At 39.0% G+C, this 22529-nt stretch carries 28 protein-coding genes and 1 pseudogene; 10 read left to right on the top strand and 19 right to left on the bottom strand.

Annotated features, from left to right (window positions below):
* Window positions 1-26: 26 nt before the first annotated feature.
* Complete coding sequence (locus tag PV403_RS23810) at window positions 27-1247, bottom strand: sensor histidine kinase (RefSeq protein ID WP_332086185.1); 1221 nt, start codon at window positions 1245-1247, stop codon at window positions 27-29.
* Between the two features lie 5 nt (window positions 1248-1252).
* Entirely contained in the window at window positions 1253-1960 is a 708-nt protein-coding gene (locus PV403_RS23805; protein WP_213535288.1) for a response regulator transcription factor, read from the bottom strand.
* Between the two features lie 297 nt (window positions 1961-2257).
* Here PV403_RS23805 and PV403_RS23800 point away from each other — a divergent pair, with 297 nt between their 5' ends.
* The 5 genes from PV403_RS23800 to PV403_RS23780 all read left to right on the top strand — a co-directional run bounded on the left by PV403_RS23800 (window position 2258) and on the right by PV403_RS23780 (window position 5112).
* Window positions 2258-3232, top strand: coding sequence for an NAD(P)H-binding protein (locus PV403_RS23800; protein ID WP_332086184.1), 975 nt, complete (start codon window positions 2258-2260; stop codon window positions 3230-3232).
* A gap of 101 nt (window positions 3233-3333) precedes the next feature.
* Entirely contained in the window at window positions 3334-3489 is a 156-nt protein-coding gene (locus PV403_RS23795) for a hypothetical protein (protein ID WP_213535286.1), read from the top strand.
* A 195-nt stretch (window positions 3490-3684) separates the two neighbouring features.
* Entirely contained in the window at window positions 3685-4332 is a 648-nt protein-coding gene (locus PV403_RS23790; RefSeq protein WP_332086183.1) for a hypothetical protein, read from the top strand.
* A gap of 133 nt (window positions 4333-4465) precedes the next feature.
* The gene (locus PV403_RS23785) at window positions 4466-4732 is read left to right on the top strand and encodes a hypothetical protein (RefSeq protein ID WP_332086182.1); all 267 of its coding nucleotides are present in this window, start codon (window positions 4466-4468) and stop codon (window positions 4730-4732) included.
* A gap of 113 nt (window positions 4733-4845) precedes the next feature.
* Window positions 4846-5112: a hypothetical protein gene (locus PV403_RS23780; RefSeq protein WP_332086181.1), complete on the top strand. Its 267-nt coding sequence runs from the start codon at window positions 4846-4848 to the stop codon at window positions 5110-5112.
* A gap of 75 nt (window positions 5113-5187) precedes the next feature.
* Here the strand turns inward: PV403_RS23780 and htpG are convergent, their stop codons facing one another.
* Window positions 5188-7074, bottom strand: a complete 1887-nt coding sequence (htpG, locus tag PV403_RS23775) for a molecular chaperone HtpG (protein WP_332086180.1) — start codon at window positions 7072-7074, stop codon at window positions 5188-5190.
* A 101-nt stretch (window positions 7075-7175) separates the two neighbouring features.
* Window positions 7176-8492, bottom strand: coding sequence for an Imm26 family immunity protein (locus PV403_RS23770; RefSeq protein WP_332086179.1), 1317 nt, complete (start codon window positions 8490-8492; stop codon window positions 7176-7178).
* A 256-nt stretch (window positions 8493-8748) separates the two neighbouring features.
* On the opposite strand from PV403_RS23770, the gene PV403_RS23765 reads away from it, so the two are divergent.
* Window positions 8749-9084, top strand: coding sequence for a nuclear transport factor 2 family protein (locus PV403_RS23765; protein ID WP_332086178.1), 336 nt, complete (start codon window positions 8749-8751; stop codon window positions 9082-9084).
* 127 nt (window positions 9085-9211) lie between these two features.
* Here PV403_RS23765 and PV403_RS23760 read toward each other — a convergent pair whose 3' ends face one another.
* A complete protein-coding gene (locus tag PV403_RS23760; RefSeq protein WP_213535278.1) occupies window positions 9212-9403 on the bottom strand; it encodes a hypothetical protein in 192 nt (63 codons plus the stop codon).
* Between the two features lie 225 nt (window positions 9404-9628).
* On the opposite strand from PV403_RS23760, the gene PV403_RS23755 reads away from it, so the two are divergent.
* Window positions 9629-10600: an aldo/keto reductase gene (locus tag PV403_RS23755; RefSeq protein ID WP_213535276.1), complete on the top strand. Its 972-nt coding sequence runs from the start codon at window positions 9629-9631 to the stop codon at window positions 10598-10600.
* A gap of 179 nt (window positions 10601-10779) precedes the next feature.
* Here PV403_RS23755 and PV403_RS23750 read toward each other — a convergent pair whose 3' ends face one another.
* Window positions 10780-11298, bottom strand: coding sequence for a hypothetical protein (locus tag PV403_RS23750; protein ID WP_332086177.1), 519 nt, complete (start codon window positions 11296-11298; stop codon window positions 10780-10782).
* Between the two features lie 88 nt (window positions 11299-11386).
* On the opposite strand from PV403_RS23750, the gene PV403_RS23745 reads away from it, so the two are divergent.
* Window positions 11387-11971, top strand: a complete 585-nt coding sequence (locus tag PV403_RS23745) for a GNAT family N-acetyltransferase (protein WP_332086176.1) — start codon at window positions 11387-11389, stop codon at window positions 11969-11971.
* A gap of 135 nt (window positions 11972-12106) precedes the next feature.
* On the opposite strand, the gene PV403_RS23740 is transcribed toward PV403_RS23745, so the two are convergent.
* Complete coding sequence (locus PV403_RS23740) at window positions 12107-12583, bottom strand: GNAT family N-acetyltransferase (RefSeq protein ID WP_332086175.1); 477 nt, start codon at window positions 12581-12583, stop codon at window positions 12107-12109.
* A 45-nt stretch (window positions 12584-12628) separates the two neighbouring features.
* Window positions 12629-13495 carry a hypothetical protein gene (locus PV403_RS23735; protein WP_213535272.1) on the bottom strand — a complete coding sequence of 289 codons (867 nt, stop codon included), beginning with the start codon at window positions 13493-13495 and terminating at the stop codon, window positions 12629-12631.
* Window positions 13496-13722: 227 nt separating this feature from the next.
* Here PV403_RS23735 and PV403_RS23730 point away from each other — a divergent pair, with 227 nt between their 5' ends.
* Together PV403_RS23730 and PV403_RS23725 are read left to right on the top strand one after the other, a co-directional pair.
* Window positions 13723-14541 carry a DUF4097 family beta strand repeat-containing protein gene (locus PV403_RS23730; protein ID WP_213535270.1) on the top strand — a complete coding sequence of 273 codons (819 nt, stop codon included), beginning with the start codon at window positions 13723-13725 and terminating at the stop codon, window positions 14539-14541.
* 310 nt (window positions 14542-14851) lie between these two features.
* Window positions 14852-16297, top strand: a complete 1446-nt coding sequence (locus PV403_RS23725) for a methyl-accepting chemotaxis protein (protein ID WP_332086174.1) — start codon at window positions 14852-14854, stop codon at window positions 16295-16297.
* Window positions 16298-16421: 124 nt separating this feature from the next.
* Here PV403_RS23725 and PV403_RS23720 read toward each other — a convergent pair whose 3' ends face one another.
* From PV403_RS23720 to PV403_RS23670, 11 genes and pseudogenes are all read right to left on the bottom strand, one after another.
* Complete coding sequence (locus tag PV403_RS23720) at window positions 16422-16928, bottom strand: hypothetical protein (protein ID WP_332086173.1); 507 nt, start codon at window positions 16926-16928, stop codon at window positions 16422-16424.
* A 178-nt stretch (window positions 16929-17106) separates the two neighbouring features.
* A pseudogene (locus tag PV403_RS23715) lies at window positions 17107-17459 on the bottom strand (hypothetical protein).
* A gap of 17 nt (window positions 17460-17476) precedes the next feature.
* Entirely contained in the window at window positions 17477-17671 is a 195-nt protein-coding gene (locus PV403_RS23710) for a hypothetical protein (RefSeq protein WP_213536213.1), read from the bottom strand.
* A gap of 172 nt (window positions 17672-17843) precedes the next feature.
* Complete coding sequence (locus tag PV403_RS23705) at window positions 17844-18341, bottom strand: hypothetical protein (protein WP_213536215.1); 498 nt, start codon at window positions 18339-18341, stop codon at window positions 17844-17846.
* Window positions 18342-18659: 318 nt separating this feature from the next.
* Window positions 18660-19013, bottom strand: coding sequence for a hypothetical protein (locus PV403_RS23700; RefSeq protein ID WP_213536217.1), 354 nt, complete (start codon window positions 19011-19013; stop codon window positions 18660-18662).
* Between the two features lie 10 nt (window positions 19014-19023).
* Window positions 19024-19932 carry a WXG100 family type VII secretion target gene (locus tag PV403_RS23695; RefSeq protein ID WP_332086172.1) on the bottom strand — a complete coding sequence of 303 codons (909 nt, stop codon included), beginning with the start codon at window positions 19930-19932 and terminating at the stop codon, window positions 19024-19026.
* A gap of 166 nt (window positions 19933-20098) precedes the next feature.
* Window positions 20099-20419 (bottom strand): nucleoside triphosphate pyrophosphohydrolase, encoded by a 321-nt coding sequence (locus PV403_RS23690; RefSeq protein WP_332086171.1) that lies wholly within the window; start codon window positions 20417-20419, stop codon window positions 20099-20101.
* A gap of 122 nt (window positions 20420-20541) precedes the next feature.
* Window positions 20542-20793 carry a hypothetical protein gene (locus PV403_RS23685; RefSeq protein WP_332086170.1) on the bottom strand — a complete coding sequence of 84 codons (252 nt, stop codon included), beginning with the start codon at window positions 20791-20793 and terminating at the stop codon, window positions 20542-20544.
* 68 nt (window positions 20794-20861) lie between these two features.
* Window positions 20862-21407, bottom strand: coding sequence for a hypothetical protein (locus PV403_RS23680; RefSeq protein ID WP_213536231.1), 546 nt, complete (start codon window positions 21405-21407; stop codon window positions 20862-20864).
* Window positions 21408-21761: 354 nt separating this feature from the next.
* Window positions 21762-22223 carry a YrhA family protein gene (locus tag PV403_RS23675; protein WP_332086169.1) on the bottom strand — a complete coding sequence of 154 codons (462 nt, stop codon included), beginning with the start codon at window positions 22221-22223 and terminating at the stop codon, window positions 21762-21764.
* A gap of 197 nt (window positions 22224-22420) precedes the next feature.
* On the bottom strand, window positions 22421-22513 hold the full coding sequence (locus PV403_RS23670; protein ID WP_374705819.1) for an IS3 family transposase: 93 nt from the start codon (window positions 22511-22513) through the stop codon (window positions 22421-22423).
* Window positions 22514-22529: the final 16 nt, after the last annotated feature.

The raw sequence follows: 22529 nt of genomic DNA, 5'->3' as shown, positions 1-22529 counted from the left end.
TTGATTTATTTAAAATAGACCTTGGGCTATTCCAAGATGGGCAGTCGAGTCTCGAACACCGTTTGTCTAGGCGAGCTTTCTACGGAGATTTCGCCCCCATGCACATCGAAGATACTCTTTGTGATCGCAAGTCCCAGGCCAGTTCCGCCCGTTTCTTTCGAACGAGACTGTTCGACGCGGTAAAAACGTTCAAAGATATAAGGAAGGTCCCTCTTCGGAATAGGTTCTCCATAGTTACAGATGCGTACAACAACCTGTCCATCTTCTTTTTCAATATAAATGTCTATATATTTACCGCTGCTTGCGTACTTAATCGCGTTAGAAATGAGGTTTTCGTATGCTCGCACAAGTTGGTCGCCGTCTGCCTTGATCATCACCCGATGATCTGGTACATGCGTTCGAATGGTCATATTCGCCTGCTCCAGACTCGGAACGAATTCCTCAGCCAGCTGCTCAATAAGTCCTGTTACATCCAGTTCACGTAAATGAAGAGGCATACCGTTGTTAATACGGGTATATTCAAATAGATCATCGATGAGTTTTTTGAGACTAAGTGATTTTTCATACGCGATATTCATGTAATAGCGAAGTTCCACCTCATTGGTATAACGGTCTTTATCAATGATTTCTAAGAATCCGAGTATGGAAGTAAGCGGGGTTCGAAGGTCGTGGGAAACACCAGTAATTAAATCGTTCTTCGTTTTCTCCGCGTTTCGCTCTTCTTGAATGGAACGGTTCAGTTGTTCGCTCATCGCGTTGATACTCTGTGCAATCAGGCCAAGCTCATGTTTTTCTCTAACCGGAATCTCGTGGTCAAAATTCCCCTTAGCGATTTTCGCAAGCCCTTGATTTATCTCCTCCAGGTACATATGAATCTGTTCAGACACGCTGTTGATGTTTCCTGCGATTGTACCCAGTTCATCAGAAGCCTTCACCTTTACAGTCGTATGAAGCCGGCCGGCCGCCATCTCCTCAAGAACGCTTGCAAGTTCCTTTGCACGTAAGACAAGCGGACGGGTCGCAAAGATATATAAAGTGATGAAACAAGCTGTTCCAAAAATAAGGATGGTATTTTGAGATCCAACATGGTTGATGATCCACGCTAGGGGCACGTTATAGGGGCTCAGTTTGATAACATAGGAAGCGAGCAACCCCCCAAGCAGCACGAACAGCAGTGTGAGTCCCATGCATCCAAGAAATATGGCAAGGAATTTCCAACGAATACTGATGTATACTTTGGTATTCATCTCCCTTACATCTCCTTTGCAGATCTCATTTTGTAGCCGATGCCCCAAACCGTTTTAATATAAGCGGGATGCTGCGTATCCTTTTCGATTTTTTCGCGGAGCTTACGGATATGTACCATGACCGTATTTTTTGAGTCCATGAACGGCTCGTTCCAGACTTCCTCGTATATTTTGTCCATGCTTAGAACAATTCCCTGATTAACGGCCAGAAGCTTTAAAATATCAAATTCGCGGGGCGTCAGCTTCACTTCCTGATCCCCCACCGTCACGGTATGCGTAGCCGTATTAATCACAAGATCGTCAATCACGATCTCATCCTCGCCCGAATCACTGCGGTTATTGAGCATCTTGTACCGACGGAGCTGTGATTTAACCCGGGCAACCAGTTCGAGCGGGTTAAAAGGCTTGGTAACATAATCATCCGCACCGATGCTCAGGCCTGAAATTTTATCCATATCCTGACTTTTTGCAGACAACATGATAATGGGAGTATTGTTTTTTTCTCGTATTTTCATGCATGCTTGAATTCCGTCCATCTGTGGCATCATGACATCAAGAATAATTAAATCAACTGGGTTGTTGCGCAGGATTTCGAGGGCCTCCACCCCATTGAATGCCTTAAATATTATGTATCCTTCATTCTTTAAATAAATTTCAATAAGTTCAATAATTTCCTTTTCATCATCAACAAGTAAGATTGCTTCTCTGGACATGCTGCATTCACACCTCTTTAAATATTCTAAAATCTAAGATTAAATAGCATTATAAACCAGAAACCTTAATATTACGGTCGCAAATATCTTAATATTAGCTTAAATTCCTGTTGATGAATTCTCTTTAGAATAAGCAATCTCACGCTTTTTATACAGTTAATAGGAAGTTAGATGAAAACAGAGGGATCGCTGAAATCAACAGTTAGGCAAGAATTTTTTCTCACTAAGACTTGGCCCTCACAGGTTATAATCAAGCACCTGAGATCTATATGAGAATAACAAAGGAGAAAGAATCCAATGGATCAAGAAGAGAATTATCGTCCCATCATTGCCCTTACCGGCGCATCGGGAAATATCGGCCAGTATCTAATGACCGAACTTCAAAAGAATTACGACATCATCGCCTTATCCCGGCGAGCTGACCAACAGAAAGATACAGAGCATGTCACTTGGCGTGCTTGTGACTTTTTCTCCTATGACGATGTTGAAGAAGCACTACGAGGAGCAGACTATGCTATCTATCTCAGTCAATCCATGTACTCTTCTGCCAAACTGACTCAGGGCAGCTCTGAGGATATGGATGCGATCTTGGCAGGGCATTTTGCCAGAGCAGCCCAGCGGAACAACGTGAAAAAAATCGTATATGTCAGCGGAATGGACCCGGCGGAGGTAGAAAACAAAGACGTACCCCGTCACTTGCGAAGCAGACTTGAAGTAGAGCAAATCTTAGGCTCATCGGGTGTACCTGTTACTGCCTTTTGGGTAGAGCAGTTCGATGGTCCGTCCATTTCTCCTTATCCAATTACGGGTTTAGCGAAAAAATCAATGAAATCAGATGTGAGATCCGTACAGCGGCTCTGTTTACCGGAAGGGAAAAATGCACAGTGGGTTCTGCACTATTACATAGAGTGGCTGTCACGTATTACAAAACCGTTCATTCGGATTACAAGAAGTGAAGATCAGATTGTCCGCATTTTTCTTAGGGCTGCAAAAGTTCCAATCCTCGAACTAACCTATGATAAAACGAAAAGCAGTCCATCTCATGCTTCGTACCGAATTTCAGGCGGAATCTTGGTTAATAAGCGGGAAATTCATAAGGGGAGACTTGAATTTTTACAGTTGCCAAACTCGAGAGAATGTATCGTAGCGATTCACGATTATGTACCTTCATTACCTTGGTTTATCTATAAATACTCTCAGGCCACACTTCATCTTTGGGTTATGAAAGCTTTTGACCTTCACCTTAAGCAGCTTAGCAAACATAACAAATGATGCCCTTCTAAGTAAGCTGCCATTAATGTTTGAGTACTGTCTAATCGGGTATCTATTATTATACCGAAGTCAACGTTACTCATTCTAAGGAGGTAATTCAGATGCAACAACAAACAGGAGATAAAGTACGTAATCAAGAGGATAACAAAAACAATTCCCCTGAGCAGCAGGAGAAAGTGAAAAAACATGAGGATATTGAGCCTCAAGCGGAGAACTGGAACCCTCGTGACCTTCCTGATCCGAACAAAAAGGATTAATTTATATTTTAAGTAGTCATTCAAATACAAAAGACCGCACTAATCTGTGCGGTCTTTTTGTCGTTGTTTTACGCGGCACTCTCATATTCATGCTCTAAAAAGATGAAACAGCTATGTATTTTGGTGTAACCATTTTATGTTATTTATTGTTTATATCTTAAGATCATGTTATTACAGCGAAGGGTGCTGGGTTTTATGAACGAACGAGATCATCTGGAGTATAAAGCAGCAAAAATGAATCATCAGAACGATCACATCCAAGATATAGAGCAAGATCATAAGACGGAGACGGAGGGCACATCCTCTCCTTTGACTCGTAAGGTGACTTATACAATAATTTCAATACTTATTGGTATAGATGTGCTGCTTATTGCACTACATAGCATGGGCTATTATCTCCGCCTATTTCCACCGGATAGTCTGGTATTATCCATGTTTATTTTCAACAGTATTGTGCTGTTGTCGATGGGAATTATAGCTAAAATTTATACCATTGTTGCTGCATTTGTGCCTGGAGTTATTATTGTTTTTCTCATTCTGTACTTCAGCCATGCAATCGATGACGCACATTATAAAACCATTCACTCACCGATCGGAAATGAAGCTGTAGTAATTAAATACTCCGCAACTAGTCTAGGAGAAACCATGTATTCTTATGACTTTTATCAGTCCATGCTGGGGGGACTCCTATTGAAAGAACTCAACAACCGTTACAGTTATATGGATTTTAGACGTTACGACTCCGCTGAAGATGTGCTTGGAATGAATGACCCTACGTGGAAAGATAGAAAACATCTTATTTTTCATACTGCATCAGGAGAACATACCCTGAGGTTAAAATAAAATCAGTGAAAAGTATTGCCAATTTTTACAATTAAGTGGTATTTTATATAACGGATTGATTTCATTGTAACTTTTAAAAAGTATGAAATTAATTCATACACAGTAAACTACATAAGTTAGGAGATGAAGAAAAATGTTAGATAATGATCCTTATGTTACACCGAAAAAGTTTGATTCTCCAGAGGCGCCTGTTATAAGTGTGAAAAGTTGGATGCTTGTTACTTTTCTGATGGCTATCCCTCTCGTGAACCTCATATTTTTATTTATTTGGGCTTTTAGCAGCAGTACCAACCCAAACAAGTCCAATTATGCGAAAGCATCCTTACTATGGATGGCTATCGGGATTGTTATTTATATTGTAATCTTCGTTATCGCATTTTTTGCGGTTGGGAGTAATTAGTTTTAGCTAAATGAGAAACCCCAGTCCTATAAAGGACTGGGGTATGTTGTAATATGCTATACTTTGAAACTGATTCATACACAGATAAATTACATAAGTTAGGAGATTTAAAGATGCTGAATAATGATCCATACGTTACACCAGAAAAGGTGGGTGCTCCAAAGGGCCCTGCTATAAGTGTGAAAAGTTGGATGCTAACGATATTCCTTTTAGCTATACCTATTGTCAATATTGTGCTGTTATTTGTTTGGGCTTTTGGAAGGGTTACAAATCCAAGCAAAGCCAATTATGCAAAAGCGTCCTTACTATGGATGGCTATTATACTTGTTATTTATATTGCTATCTTCCTGATCTATTTTTTTGCTACTACGAGTAATTAGTTTTCATCAAAAGAAAAAAGCCCAGTCCTATCGGACTGGGCTTTTTTAATATGCTCCACTACATCGTTAAGTCTTTTACGCCATAATTTTGCAAATATCATTAGTGAAAGCAACAGGGTCTTCAACCTGCAAGCCTTCAATTAGAAGTGCTTGATTGTACAGTACGCTTGTGTACACAGCAAACTTCTCTTTATCATTCTCAAATGCTTGTTTGAGTGAGTTGAACACTTCATGATTTGCGTTGATTTCCAGCACTTTATCAGCTTTCACTTGCTGTCCATCTGCATTTGGCATTGCATTCAGCACTTTTTCCATCTCAATCGTGATTTCCCCGTCAGCAGACAAGCAAACCGGATGAGATTTCAGACGCTTGGAAGCTTTGACTTTCTTCACTTTACTGCCAAGCAGTTCTTGCATTTGTTCGAACAATTCTTTGTTCTCATTTTCCTTCGCTTCCGCTTCCTGCTCATTCGCATCCGCTTCAAATCCAAGATCACCGCTTGATACAGAACGGAACTCTTTCTCCTGGTAGTTCTGAAGCATCTTGATTGCGAACTCATCCACATCATCTGTGAAGTACAGAATCTCGTATCCTTTATCGGCTACAAGCTCCGTTTGCGGCAAGCGGTCAATACGTTCTACAGACTCACCTGTTGCGTAGTAGATATACTTCTGATCTTCCGGCATACGGGATACGTATTCAGCCAAGCTCACAAGCTTCTTCTCTTTAGAAGAGTAGAACAGGAGCAGATCTTGAATATCTCCCTTATTCATGCCGTAGTCGTTATATACACCGAACTTCAGCTGTCTGCCGAAGGATTCATAGAACTTCACGTAGTTATCGCGCTCATCCTTCATCATAGATTGAAGTGCGGATTTGATTTTGTTCTTAATGTTCTTCGCGATCAGCTTCAGCTGACGATCATGCTGCAGCAATTCACGGGAAATGTTGAGTGATAGATCCTCGGAGTCTACCATCCCTTTCACGAAGCTGAAGTAATCCGGCAGCAAGTCACCGCATTTGTCCATAATAAGAACACCGTTAGAGTATAGTTCAAGACCTTTTTCATACTCTTTTGTATAGTAATCAAACGGTGTTTTTTCCGGTATAAACAGGATAGCATTATATACAACTGCACCGTCTGCACTGATATGAACGTGTTTCAGCGGCTTATCGAAACCATAGCGTTTTTCAAAATAAAAGTTCTCATAATCTTCATTTGTGAGCTCATTTTTATTTTTGCGCCAGATCGGTACCATGCTGTTCACGGTTTGTTCTTCGGTAACTTCCTCGAACTCGTTCTCAGCATCTTCTTTCGGCTTCTGCGTCTTCACATCCATCTTGATCGGATAGCGAATGAAATCAGAATACTTCTTGATGATGGTTCTAAGACGATACTCTTCAAGGTATTCATCGTAAGAATCTTCTTCTGTATTCTCACGAATGTGAAGAATAATATCCGTTCCTACGCTGTCTTTCTCTGCTAATTCAATGGTATATCCATCTGCACCTTCGGACTCCCACTTGTAAGCCTGCTCGCTTCCCCATGCTTTTGTAATCACGGTAATCTTGTCAGCCACCATGAATGCAGAGTAAAAACCAACCCCGAACTGACCAATGATATTGTGTCCGTCCTTCAGTTCGTTCTCGTTCTTGAACGCAAAAGAACCGCTGTTCGCGATGATACCGAGGTTATTCTCCAGATCTTCTTGTGTCATCCCGATTCCTGTATCGGAAATCGTTAAAGTGCGGTTTTCTTTGTCCGCCGTAATTTTAATAAAGTAGTCTTCGGACTGGAAAGTCAGTTGATCTTCCACCAAAGCTTTATAGTACATTTTATCAATCGCATCACTTGCGTTAGAAATCAGTTCCCGTAAGAAAATTTCTTTCTGGGTGTAAATGGAGTTAATCATCATTTCAAGTAAACGCTTGGATTCCGCTTGGAATTGTTTCGTTGCCATGAATAGTCTCCCTTCTACTCGTTAACCTATTTTAGCACTCTAATAAAGAGAGTGCTAAGTCTTCCTTTTATATACCATATTCCATTTTTTAATGTCAAGTTTTAGGACTGATTATAGTAACCTGGTACCATCACACTGACCGTCTCAAAGTACATAAACCGCAGCTCGTCCTGCTGATTTTCAGCACCCATTTCCTTATACCATGCTTCCTCCATCTGTTCTTCTTCAAATACATTTCCTCGCCACAATGCAAGACCTAACTCTTTAAAATAATAAGCAAACCCGTTATCCTCTTCGGAACGGTCGTAAGGCGATACTTTATCAATCATCGGAATCAGTAGCTTGGCTTTCGTATGAAAAGCATCCACCGTCTGTTCCGGCAAATGGATACGGACTTGAAGAAGTTCCGGTTCGTAACCCGTCACCATCTCTATGAAGGAGATCTTTCCCTCCTGATCATAGTCGATACGAAAAACATGATTAAGCGAATAATTCCAAAGACCTTTTAGATGCTCTTTTCTATAGGATTCCAACACCTCACTGCATTCTTTCTCGCTCATCCCAAGATAGAGATTTCCAATACGCTCACCGGGAATGACATCAATAACCGTATTCGGCACTGGTCTTAAAGCGTTATTGTATGGCCCTTCTACTCCTGGTAAGAGAAACGCCTTATTGTCTTGCATTGGATCATCCCAATCTGTAAGTCCATAATAAGCATTTGCTAATTCGGTAAAATAAGAATCGGAGAAACGTTTGATCTTTCTTCCTTGATATTCGGATACTGCTCCTTCTCCGGTAACAAGTACGGGAGCATTCCCAATCACTTGAAAGGTATAATTATGTATTTTGTCGCCTAATAACGGTATGATTGCAATGGGACGCTGAGTTACGATATAAGAAGGGTCCAGTACCTCTTCCGAGCAACATTCAAAGAGTGCACATAACGGATTCTTCTCCGCAGTCTCCCCTATTACTTGTCCGTAGGCATAGTCCTCATTCATCAAAGGGATCGTAAATACGTCACCAGTCTTCCATGTTTGCAGGGTTGGTCTAACCCAATTTCTGCAGTACTCGATTGCACTATTCTTTTCTTCATCAGTTAGGTTCATCTGATAAGGCGGAACCATGAGGTCATGCGTCAAGAAAATCACACGAAGGATCGCCTCGGCTTGGTCCTCGCTAGAGTGAACAATAATTCCCCCATCGTCATATTCGAAGGTGAGTTGATCCAGCAACCCTTCTTCCTTTTCCCGAATCTTCTCTAACAAAAGAAGACCCGCTTGTGTATTCGTCTGTACTCCAAATTGATTCGCAAGTGATGTTATGAATAAGTAGCGCTCAAGTTCATAATCAGGAATAAATAACGTCATGTGTCCAATCGTAATATGCTTATGGGTATCTTTTGATAAGATCAAGTAAATCCAGCTCCTTATTATTGTCCTTATGTCTGCGAAGTATTTTCATAAAGCTGAATGTCATTAATACACTACACCTCTAATGTCCATATTAGCATGAGACTACGAAGAAGAATGAAAAGATTAGGCAGTTTTTCGCCACTAACTTTACTGCTTTAAAATAGTAGTTGATTGATGTGGTAAAAATTGTTATATTCTGAACAAATGAACTCATCTTTTCCCCACCCATCTTCCCATACGTAAAGGAGACTTACCTATGTCTATCACCCAAGTTATTGATGCTCAGCTTGAAGCTTACAATGCACGTGATATTGAAGCATTGCTCCGTACTTATCATCCTGATTGTGTTATTGAAGATGCTGCAGGCAACGTACAACAAACGAACAGAGAAGAGATTCGCGCTAGATATACGAAGACATTTGAAGTAAGTCCTGAGCTGCATGCGAAGATTCTGACTCGGATTGTAAACGGTCCTTATGTCATTGATCATGAAGAAGTCAACGGACATAGCGGAAGAACAGATCTGCTGTATGCTGTTCCTGTCTATCGTGTTGAAGATGGTCTGATCACACATGTACGTTTCATCGGTTAATTCATCAAGCTAGATATAAAATAAATAGGTAAGTCCCCAGTCATAAATGATCGGGGGCTTACCTTTCTTTGTAATAATTTCTTCATTTCAGAATATCGATTACTCCACTTAAAGATGCTGGTAGCTGCTAATGTCCTATATGATCATCCGGAGCAATGAATTGATAGGAAGAAAGCAGAACAAAAAAGATGACCATTACAATTAAAGAAATTCCTATCCATTCATAGAAGCCTTTATTTGAAGAATCCTTTTTCGACTTCACAAGGAAATTGATGCCCATAGTTAAAAATAAAATAAGTAAGGGAATTACGATTATCATACATACACCCTCCTATTTTTCCATTACCATACTAAAAACCAATAATCTACTGAATCAATTCATAAGTGGACTCTATTAAAGAGCTTCTTCCTCCTATAAATGAGGGTTTATTTCCCTCTATTCTTCTTACCTCTTTTGCTCTCGTTCTCTGGAAATAATATACTTAATGTCTATAGATCATTTCTGACTAATCCTACCGAAGATCTTGAAAGGGGCATTTTTCTAATGAAATATAACTATCTAGGTCAAAGTGGACTTCAAGTCTCTCAGCTTGGACTTGGCACGAATTCTTTTGGTAAGAGAGCGGATGAGCAAACCTCTGCCCGTATTCTCCATCACGCCATCGATCATGGTATCAACTTTATTGATACAGCCAATATTTATGCAGGAACCGAATCAGAACGAATCATTGGACATGCCCTGCAAGGGAAGCGAGATCAAGTCGTACTCGCTACAAAAGCAGGTCTTGTCAAAGACGATAAACCTAACGGGCGTGGATCTTCCCGCTATCACCTGCAGCTTGAACTGGAGAACAGCCTGAGACGACTCCAAACCGATTATGTGGATCTCTATCAGATTCATACCTTTGATCCTAATACACCTTTAGAAGAAACCCTCCGGGCACTCGACGACATGGTACGTTCCGGTAAAGTACGCTACATCGGCGCTTCTAACTATGCTGCTTGGGAGATCATGAAGGCACTCGGCATTAGCGAAATGCGAAATTATGTGCGCTATGTATCTACTCAGACGAGTTATTCCCTGGCAGATCGTACACCCGAACTTGAACTCGTACCGATGTGTCTTGACCAAGGTGTCGGTATTATCCCTTACTTCCCGCTTGCAGGGGGAATTCTAACAGGGAAATATACAAGCAAAAACAATGCTCCAGCTGGTTCCCGTGCCGAGACGGATCCGAACTTCAACCGGTTCTTAGAAGAGCATAATTTGGAGCTTGGACGTAAGGTAAGTGATCTTGCCGCTTCCCACGGCTATTCCCCAAGTGCTCTATCCGTTGCGTGGCTCATGAACCGCCCAGCAGTATCGACGGTTATCGTAGGTGCGACAAAGACAGAGCAGCTAGACGATAATATCAAGAGCCTTGAGATTGATATGAATTCAGATCTCGGTGCTGAGCTGGATCAGATCAGTGAGCCGTTTATTCATGCTAAACCTTTTGCGACGTATCGTATTTAGGTAGATCTGCACAAAGTGCGTTTGAATTAGCATTGTATTCAGAAAAAAAGTAACCTACTCCAGTGAAAACTAGCGAGTGGGTTACTTTGCTTTGGTTATGTAATACACCGGGTGAATCTAACGAATGAAGTGATTTGATTTGATACATGGTTTTGCCTGCCCTCAAGTTATTAAAAAGGTTAGTGTTCTTCAACAAACAATCCCAGTTGCTCGATTAACGGAATTATAGTCTCAATCGACTTTGAGGTATGAACTCCCATCAGATAGTCATACCCGATAAAAACCTTCATTCTTCTAGGATAATATACTTTAGCCCACATATCTTCACGCAAAACTAATCTACAAAAAGAACCCACCTGCTCTTTATCAAGCTCATCTAAGTCTTTTATATGGGTATAAGTTTCTAGTAATTCCTTAGAATAGAGTTCACGATATCGTTCATTCATTTCCATAAAAGTATCGTAAGAAAAACTTCTCTCGACTTGATTAACCAACAAAAATGGTATTTTCATATATTCCATAACCATCTGTATGGCTTGAATATAACTGTCTTCTATTTTCATATAATGGTCAGCTGTCAGCATCTCACCATCAAACAACTTACCTATGTCACTAATAGCAATCCAATCTTCCTTTAGATATCTTCCCTCTTCATCGCGGAAATGAGGATTATATTTTGTAATTGCGTACTTATACAACTTATCAACTCTCCTAAATAATTTAATTGCCAGTAAAATACATTTCATGTTATGTTTATGAGAAATTTTTCCACTGGAGGCTAGTAATATGACCCATGAAACTACAGAAAAGATCATGCTTACGATTCCAGAATCCTTTGAAAGTAAAAGGCTGATCATCCGAGCGCCTAAATATGGGGATGGCGCTGCCTCCTATGAAGCCGTTCAGGAGAGCATGGAAGAACTGCGTCCATGGATGCCTTTTGCGAATGACTCGCTTACTCCCGAGAACTCGGAAATTAATATCAGGCAGGCACATCTGAAATTTCTGGAGCGTTCCGATTTACGACTTATGCTATTCTCCAAAGAAAATGGACAATTGGTCGGAAGCAGCGGGCTGCACCGGATTGACTGGGATGTTCGCAAATTCGAAATCGGTTACTGGCTTAGAAGCTCCTATGCAGGTCAAGGCTATATGAGTGAAGCTGTAGAAGCCATAACAAACTACGCAATTCGTGAACTCTCGGCTAACCGGATCGAAATTCGCTGTGATGCAAGGAATGGGAAAAGCGCGAGAGTAGCCGAGCGGAACGGTTTTGTCCTTGAAGGAATTCTACGCGGAGACAGTCTGGATGTCTATGGGGAGCTGTCGGACACCATGGTTTTCTCAAAAATACGAGGGAAAGAATTTTAAAGATTTCCCCCGCTAAAAAGAACTAGAACTCAATTATGGGAAAGCCGTATTTAGTGAACCCGTCACCAATGACTTGAACTGCACCCCTATGTTAGACGCTCCTAATAAAGCGGTGCAGTTTTTTATTTTTTATAATTATCGTTGGTTCATCACTATGAATTCCCTGTCCCTGCTAAGGAAGGTTTGTCCCTCTCGAAATCCAGCTCGCTCATATACTTTCATAGCCCGTTCATTGAATGTGGCAACAACGAGCTGTAATGACGAATGATTCGAGAGATTACGGATAAATGAAAGGCTCTCTTTTAAAAACAATCCACCCTGCCCGTTTCCTGTCAGATCAGGTCTCATCCCTAAACCTATATCGATTTGCTGTTCATTATTGTAAATTCCTGCTTCATATCCTCCCGGAACCCTTGCCGCTTCTCCTATACAAATAAACCCGATAAGTTGCTCTTCTTCATCAAGTGCGGCATAGTAACTCCCCTCCGTTAGTTCCTCTATAGTCTCTTCATCGTCATCCATGTTGTATAGCGAATAAGGTTCAGGGTATGTCCATGTGGCGATGGTTTTTGCGTGCTTTTGGCTCATCGGTATAAATTTCAAATGGTTCATAGGTAGGCCATCCTTTACATCTACGCAGAGCGTATTTAATAGTAGTCACTTGTACTTGCTGTCCCACTGTTGTCTCCATGTTCCAAAGTCCATCCCCGAGAACTCCTCCAGTGTCCGTCCATCTAGTGAATACACCCAGCCATCTGTAGGATCATCAAGGTCAGGTAGGCTGTACCCACCAATCACCTCATTCTCCGTCTGCATTACATATACGATTGTCTGGCCCTTAAGGTTAGAGGGAGCTTGATCTAACGGATGATTCTTAACATAAAACGTAGTGGTGTAAATGATTTTTCCTATATACGAAGCAGCATCGACAGATTGAACACTCCAGTACATTTGATGCGGCAGTTGCGTCAGGTCTTTTTTTTCAAGCCTATGTTCATAAACTATGTCTTCTTGCTGAATGATTTCATAACCTTGTTCTATTAGAAATTCACCAGCTGGGGAGTCTACCTTTGGTAATGTGTGATTACTGCATGCCGTGGTCAAAAATACCAAAATGATTAGTAAACTAAGACCTCTCATTTTCAAATTCGATCCTACATATTTCTGAAGAGACTTGAATATAAGGAGCAGCAGTTCACAACATACTTTCCATAGGACGAACAGAACACCAAAACCAATTGCACCTGCAACAAAACCAAGAAGAACATGATCTCCCCCTGTAGTCGTAGTTTCATAGAAATCACTTGAAAGTGTATTCATGAGGGAGAAGGTCACTGAGATATATTTTCCGAATACAAAAGCATTGTATAAAACCCCAATCATTCCAGTCCAAAACAAGAGATATACCAAATCTTCTGCTGGTTTTCGCCCCAAGGTAAATAGTTCACTGACCGTTACCGGTTCAACCTTTTTCGGTATGGTTTTACCAGGCTGCTCAGGCCTCTCTTCATTCTGCTGTACCATACGATCCCTCTCCTTTCCTGATCTCAGTCTCATATTCCATTATTATACATTTATATTGTCGGTTTGGAATTTAAACCCACAAAAAAACACCCTTGCAAAACGGGGCGTTTATCTTTAGTAGCTGCATATAGGTAGGTACAGCCAATCAAATCGGTCGTTTATGGGTATAGATTGATAGATATAAACAATGAGTCCCAACTAATTACATACGAAATGAGTGAAGTGATATGAAAAAACTATTTTTTATCCTATTCGCCACAATACTGCTCCTTAGTGCCTGCGGTAAAGAGAATAATGATGACAATTCTCCTATTCAGAACGACTCTTCCGTTCAAAATGATACAACTGTTCATCCAAGCCAAGATTCAAATCAGGATAACACTGTGAATCCTCCCTCCACTTCAGCTGCTGGACGAAGTACGTATACCAAAGAATTAAATGCTGCAGATATTCATTCAATTGAAGTAAGTCAGCATTACACAGGTAATATTTTCATCAAAACGGAGCAGAATACGGACCATATTACAGCTACACTAAATAATGAAGAGATAAATGCAGAGACTGCCCCCGAACTAGTTCTGTCAACGAACAGCCAAACGCTGATTGCAGAGGTACGAGTACCGGGTGACATCGATGCCAATACCAATCATACAGGTGCGAATCCAAATAATGTAAAACTCAATCTCACGCTTATTATTCCTGAAAAAACATATGAACATATTTCACTCATTACACAAAGCGGTAATATTACTGTGGAACGGTTAAACACCAAAACGATGGAGATCAAAACGGATGCAGGTAACCTTGATATGAAACAAGTGAGTACAAGTCAGCTGAACGCCGAATCGGGTGCAGGCGATATCTTTTTCCAAACAGATACCCCAGAAGCATTTACCTTCCTTGCCGGAACGGGTTCTGGCAAACTTGAACTACTTGGAGAAGTGATCGAACAAACAGAGTCATCTGAACCGGACCATACCTTCGGCAGCGGAGCTAATGAGGCAAGACTCGTAACAGGAGCAGGAATTGTCCGAGTATATCAGTAAAATATATAATTCGTTATACACCTAACCCTTTAGAATTAATGGGCTGGGTGTTTTTTTGCATACATACATAGAAGGATTTTAATTACTCATTCCTCTATATAAAATCTCATTGCAGAGTTAAATTTTAACACTAAGATGTGAGGGTGAATTAGACGATATAGTAATATAGGCCTTTATTATAGAGTTCGTTTTACCTACGAATATGGCGAACCTTTCACAAGAGCGAAACTAACGCGTAAACGTTGCAGGAACATTTCTATAACAAGTGGTCCCTAATATAAATCATCACCTAACGCGGGAGGAAAAAGAAATGACGCAAGAATTAAGTGAATTGCATAAAAGAAATGGACTTATGGTTAGGTTGTTATGGATTTGCACTGCTCTTGGGCTCGCCGCAAGTTACCGAAGTTTGGATATCATTCTCGCGATCCTGTGCACAGCCATTCCCGTAGCAGCCGTATGCACCCTGTTCTATCTAAAGAAGTGGTATATAAATCAGACGATGTATTTTGTCGCTGTTGGATTTAATGTGATTTGTTTTACCTTCATGTATGCAAGTAAATCTCCCGGAGATTATGTCATTCTGTTGCTCGGACTAGTTCTCACCTCTCTTTATATGGATATGAAGCCACTGCTTCTCAACGGAATCATTGGACTCGCTGTACTCATCTATTTCTGCTTTGCCATCTATGTTGGCGAAAATACACTAGGTATCAACGCTTATTATTTAGTCACTTGGCTTACCCTTCTCGGACAAAGCACCATTGGAAAACGATTGCTGAAAAATATGAGATATAGCATGCAAGAATCGGAACAGGCAAGACAAAAGATGGAACTGCTCATGACCGAAGTACGGCAAGTATCTAACGTAATCACTACGTCGGGAACAGAGCTTAATGAAAATGCGAATATGGCAGGGAAGATTAATAATGAGGTGCTGCTTGCTTTTCAAGAAATATCAACGGGAATGGAATCTCAAGCAGGTAGTGTATCTGACATTAGTACTGCAATGCATGAATTAAATGAATCCGTGCAAAGAACATCTGATGCTTCAAACACCACAAGTGACCGGGCTCATAAAGCCGTGGAGTTAACGAGGGATGGAAAGATTCAGGTTGCTGAACTTAGTTCTTTAATTCACCTCGTGTCTGAAATCGTCGAAGATACAACGCAAATAATTGAAAAAGTAAATAATGAAAACAAGAAAATTGGCGGGATTCTCACCGCTATTCAGGAGATCAGTACACAAACGAACCTGCTCTCTCTAAACGCATCTATTGAAGCTGCACGTGCAGGTGAACATGGACAGGGCTTTGCCGTTGTTGCTACTGAAATTCGTAAGTTAGCCCAGTCTACCCAGCAGTCATCAGCCGATATTGCCGAAATTTTGTCCTCCATTCAGAAAGATGTAAGCAGTGCAGCCATACGTATTTCTGAAGGCAAAGAAGCATCGATGGCAGGAGCGACTTCTACTGATATTATTGAAGCACTTTTCACGAATATTGACCTCAACACTACCGAAGTGATGGAGCAAGCAGTTCACCTGCAAAATCTCAATAGTCAGCTGCAAGAGGCTTCTGCTCGAATTAATGACGAACTAAATTCAGTATCCTCTGTGACGGAGCAATCCGCTGCTTCTGTAGAAGAAGTACTTGCCAGCGCTGAATTGCAGCAGGAACGAGTTACTAATATGGTGGAGAGTATTGTAAAGCTCAATGAAACGACTCAAAGTTTGAATAAGGTTTTGCACGGATAAGTGTGTTGATGAATAAGAAAAACTCTTTCCACGTTATTTGCTTGGAAAGAGTTTTTTCATGTAGTCTTAGGCTAGAATCTCATTGGTTTCGCTATCTTTCGGTCATTCTATATAAATTCCCTCTTTATTTTTCAATCTCTAGAATTAATTTTTCCATTTTCAAAATTTCTTTATTACTTTCATTATTTAATACTTTTAACTCTTCCACATATAGCTTAGTTTTATCTATTACTTCTTTTTTCAAGTCCTCATAAATAACTCTTTTTTCTTTCCAATACGGATATGTTAAATTTGGCACTTTTTTCGTTTCTATTGCTCCACTTCCTTCAGGTTTATCAGCAGATACCTTACTTATCTCCACTATATCTTTTTCCATTTTTAGTTCAATCCATATATTAGATTTTTCGATATCACTTATTAAAACATATCTCTCCGTTTTCAGAAGTCTTACGGCTTCTAAAAAATAGTACAACCACCAATAAACTGAAACTGTAAAATCATCAATCTCTTCAGTTATAAAAATACCGTAAGTTTCATTATCAATTTCAAACTGAAAATATCCCTCTGTCCCTTTTAATTCGTTTCCCTCTACATCCTCACTTTCAAATAACTTATAACTGATTTTGAACATCTATTCTCCACCCTATCTAGTCATCTTTTTTATCCGTACAATCAAAAACGACAAAACCTTCATACGGGTATAACATGAGTTAGTTGTGTTCATTGGTTAAATGATAAATTCATTCGTCACCCAACCCACCTAAAAAAGAACATTGAAAGGTTCGGAACTAGACAAGGTTTTAACAACATTATTCTTTCAAAAATTCTACGACTTTGCCAATCAATTCAGGATATTTAGCAAAGTATTCATCATCATCAGAAATAACTATTCCTGCCTCAATCGAATCTTCATTTAAGATACCACGGATATAGTACTTATAACTTGTGCCTATTCGTTCTAATCTTTTTTGCCGTCAAATACTTCACTAATTTCTAACCCTTCTAAAACCGTAAATCCTATTGAAACTGGATATTTGCCTCCTACTTCAATTTCATAAGGGCAGATAAACGTGAAACCTGTATATTCGACTCCTTGTATTTCAAGTGTAACTTCCTCTTCAATGTGTGGGTCTAATCTCTTAACTAGAGCCACATATCTCATACTTATTTCTTACTTTCTTATTCAGCTGGGTTAATTACAGGAACATTCACACCATTTATAGTTTTCCAAAAAAAACGTCTGTCATTTTGACCCTTATCGACAAGAACTGTCTTTATCAATGGACTGTCTATGCTCCCTGATAGTTTAGCTTCGACTGTTATGAGGTTCACTTCTTTAACTGAATTAGCTTTAATAATTTCTAGTTCAAACAATTAAATCCACCTCACTCTTCTTACTCTTCAGAGGCTTTCCTAGCGTTAAATAAAAGTTTATCTCAACACTGTGATTTGATGAATGGGAAGCTAGTTAAAATTGAAAACATAGTTCCTAGGTTAAATCTTTTTATATTCTATGAATCCATTTTCTTCACGAGGTCTTGTGAGTTCACCTTATTATTTTTTCAATAATACGCTCTAAATCATCTACTTCCTCTTCGATCGTTACTAAACATGTATCATCATCAGAAGCAGGTTCAAAACCAATTTTCACTTTTGCAATGTTATACTTGTCTCTTAACCTCAAAAGAAATTCTACCAACTTATATGCTCTCTGTTTTTGTACTGATCTGTCTACTGCAAATAACTCATTTTCCGGAAAATTTATGGTTATATCTCCATAGTCCTTATCAAAGGAAAACACAACCATTACATCTTTAATAATGTATCCTATTTCTAAATGACTAAGAAATATATTTCCTGTACCAATAGGTGAGAGTATTTCTTGAAAACTATTAATTTGATGAAATACAATATCGTCTTTACTATTATTATCAAAGAAATGTGATGACTTCACTTCTAATACGTTAATCTTAAATTCTTCAAAAACCATCTTATCTAGCTCATCTTTTATTAAGTCTACTAGTATAATTTCAAGGTTATCCAAACGATGTACTCCTTTGCTATTAACCTTCCTTCTACTTAACGATCGATATATTAGTGGTTTTGATATTCATATTAGCTATTATGTGTTTTATATCCACTACGAGACCTTCTCTAGAAAAAAGACACCTTAAAGGTGCCCCCAGGTGTCTGGAAATTACTTTTTTAATTACTTTTTTTATTTTTTCGATAATATACTCTAATTCATCTCTTCTTAAACGTGTATCATTATCTAAAGGAGGCCTAAACCAATTTTCCCAATTTTATCTCTATTGTTACAAATATAAAAAAACAAACAACTTATATCACATTAAAGAGCAAATTATATCTTTACAACTGAAATAAAATTACACACTATTTCTACATTAAGAGGGGGCATCAAAATTTTACACTTTAGTAAATTAAAATCTCCACATTCTACATCTGTGATATCAATATCTTGAAGAAAATAAGGGATTTGAGATCTAGCTAACTCTCTTATAGGTCTTCTCCTATCATCAATTGTTGTATGAAAGGAAAATTCTGTACATCCCGTAAAGGACAATTCGACATTCCGCTCTGTATCCTCATATACAAGGGTCATTTCGTCACCAAAGAAACTCGAATCAAATTTTAATACTCTAGCATCCCAATAATGCATATCTTCAATTTCACTTAAGATTTTTCTTGCCTTCATCCATATCACCTCACTTCTTATATGGGATATGAGCATCAGAACTTTTTCTATCAACAATATTCTGATTAATATCAACCGAGTTACCATTTTCATCAAACAAATGAACATGATCATACTTGGTTACCTTATCAGGTGGATCGATTCTCATACGAATGTTTTCAGTAATAATTTCACCTGCGAAATTCCCTTTAGGAGTACTCGTCCCCTCAGTCTTCCCCTTTCCACCTGAACCTCCCGAACCACCCGGTTCATCATGCTTTAGAAGCTTTCCTATCGTTAAATAAGAAGCTGCCTGACTTACTATATAGCCAGTATAATACCCTCTACCTTTTTCTTCCTCTGTTCGCTTTATTTGCTCTAACAATTGTTCAGCATCTGATCGTGCAGTCCCCGTCCCCCACGCATAATCCCATGCAAAGCGTGCACCTAATAATGCATCGACTGCTCTCCCAACTGTAAATGCATATCCTATATCATATACTGTTCCGAAGGGACTCTCCCAAAAACTCTTTACTGTACCAACTGCATCGTAAAAGAGCCCTTCGACCGTAGCTCCTACTCCCTTAAGCACAGAGGCAGTATAATCAACATCACTTTCTAGCTTTGCCTCCACTTCTGGAGGTAAGCTAGGCATAACGATCGCCGATCCTCCTTCACCATCCGCTTCAGCAAAACTTCTGGCTATAAAGTTCAGCTGCTGGGCAATTGACGAAATTTTCTCCATCGTCACAGTCATGGATTGCCTGGCTGATAAATACTCCTGAAAAAACCGTTCTTTTGTCGCTCCTGACCAGCCTTCACTTATAAAATAAATTTGTTTGTCTAATTGACCGCACATCCGTTCCAGTTCCTGACGCTGGTTTAAGAAGTGTCTGACAACTTCCATCAGCTGGTCAGGTGAGACCATTATTTTCACCATAAGGTTTTCACTCTCACTGTTAGTTAAGGTGAATAAATTCTATCAAATAATGTAAAATATTACATCGGCCGTTATTCCTTTAACGTCTATTCAATCTATATCTTATGTACTTCATAAAAAGGAAAATTCAGTGAATTACTAGATACGTTTTTCATCACTGCCTCTACTAATCTACCTCCACAAGAAATATCTTTTCTTTAAATTCACCACACTGATGCGCTTTCTCTTTACGAATCTTATTTAGTTCCTCTTCACTAATACCATGAATCGAAGCCAGTGCGTAGATGACCTCCAGCATATCCGATAATTCTTCATTAGCAAGTTCATCTGTTTCCGCTTCTTGATATTCTCTATGTTCCTCTTCCAGCTTTGCTCTCAGCGCTGACTTGTAAGTTTCCTCGTCTAAAATTAAAGTCTTACACTGTTTACCCTGAGACTGAATGATACTCGGAATTAAATCCCTTACTAACTTATTATAGGTTCGCACGTTTTATATCAGTCTCCTCTCGATCTCAATCTAACATTAATCTAACTCATGAAATTATTAAAACATGGTTTCCTAAAAATCCACTCCTATCTATCAATGAAAAGCAAGTCTCGTACATATTATCAAGATTCTATAGTTGTTCGATCAACAAAGTTATAATTTTCTTTAATAATCATTCTTGCTAGACGTTGCCCTGCTCTCTTAAAGAAGAACTCATCAGCGAATTCAATTGAATCAATTGACGAAAGTTGGTTTATAACCTTCTTTCTTTTGTCATATTCAATTTTCCCCATTGAATTTTCATTTGGACCATATAGATACACTACCCTATCTTCGTCCTCAAATTCCTTTAACATCAATACAAAAACTGCCATGATTCTCCTCCTCATCGTTTTTCTTTCCATTCCACGGTCTTTCAGATTGATCATCTGGGTAGCCTTTTTTATTTATCTAGCTCTTCATTGATTAAAGAAGCATCACTCAAAGAAAAATCTAAAGACAGTTCATTTGACAATAAAGATATTAAAATATTTGTGACCTTCGAAAAAACAGCTTCACTAGAACCAACGAAACTGTGAGCTCCTAGAGCAAAAGTAATACTACCTGCATACTGCCAGTTTGATTCTAGCATTCTTTCCTTTGCAGAATTAATAATTGAATAAGCATATTCGGTAGGAATTCCTAAATAAATCTCTTCGTTTATCTTAAACTCAGAGCTATACAAAACATCATTGTCGTTACTTACTTTAACTTTAATTATTAATTCTGAAGTTTGCTTAGGTGTATATTCTACCCCCAGCAATGCATAATACGAACTATGCCTAGGTAACTTCAACTCTACTGCTATTTTTTTATAATGAGAAACTACAGGCATACTTAATTGTAATGATGTTTTCAACTCATCGTCTGATTCATTAGGAAGGATTGGATAGTCATCCTTCCATACTACTGCCTTTCTGAATTTACCCAAATCGAACACTACATTCATTTTTTTCCTCCAGAACTTACACTATTGATAAATTATACTCTCTCTAGCATCCCAATAGCTCAATGCATCAATTTCACTTAAGATCTTTCTACTTTATTCATTTCGCCTCATTTTTCTTATTCATGAATTACGCTTGTGACGTTCTTAAAGAATTTTGAACTTTCGTCCAATCTCATTAAAGGAGTTTCTACCTTCTTATCATTTGGGTGTCCTGTCAGAAGCCATAATAAAAGAGGTTGATCATGGTGATATCTGACCATAATCAACCTCTTTGAAAGGACCATGAAGACATATAGCCAATCAAGGTCACATTTTTACAATTATTGTCTTACCAAATATCATCAGGTAAACTCATTACAAAAGAATAGTTTCAAGTGCATCACTTAACATGGAATCAAAACTTTCAAATGACTGAATTAAAGTCCCTGAGGGTTTATCGAGTTCTACGTATACACTCTCTTTTTGGTCATAACAATACCATGCTGTATCAGAATCTCCAAAAAATATATATTGCTTTTGCCATTCATTTTCATACCAGAGCTCGTTTGTCTCAATAAAACCATGGATATCTTCTTCTACTTCCCTATCAAGTAGAACTTTATCAACACCGTAGATTACTAATCCGTTAAAGTCTAACCCATTTATTTTCTTCAAAAATTCAATATATGACTCAGGTAATATAAAGTTTCCTAATTTCTGATGAATATCATGATTCATTTTTACAATTTCTGTATCTGACGCTGGATTTCTAAGTGTACTTCCGTATTTTACTTCAATCTTTTCTATTTCTATCAAGGAGTCTTTCCACTGGGCCATATCTACTCTTCCTTTCTTTTAAAAGGTTTTGGTGGGTAAACATCATCCTCAAATATCGGCCAATTTATCTTTTCACTTTGTTTTGGGGCTAATCCTCTTGTTAGGGTGTTTTGCTCATTGGTAACCGCTTTATGATAAGGGTCATTCTTTATTAAGACTAAGTTAATGAAATCATTTGTTGGACTGTCAACATTAAATCAGACAACTTTTTTAAGGGATGCAGCTTTGTACTGAATTGGGGTCATGTATCCTAAAGTGCCATGAATGCGATGCTTGTTGAACCAATTCACATAATCATATAGTTCC

The sequence above is a fragment of the Paenibacillus sp. GYB006 genome (genome assembly GCF_036577645.1).
Classification (GTDB): Bacteria; Bacillota; Bacilli; order Paenibacillales; family Paenibacillaceae; genus Paenibacillus.
The sequence above is the reverse complement of the archived record's forward strand: the minus strand, read 5'-3'. Positions and strand labels throughout refer to the sequence as shown.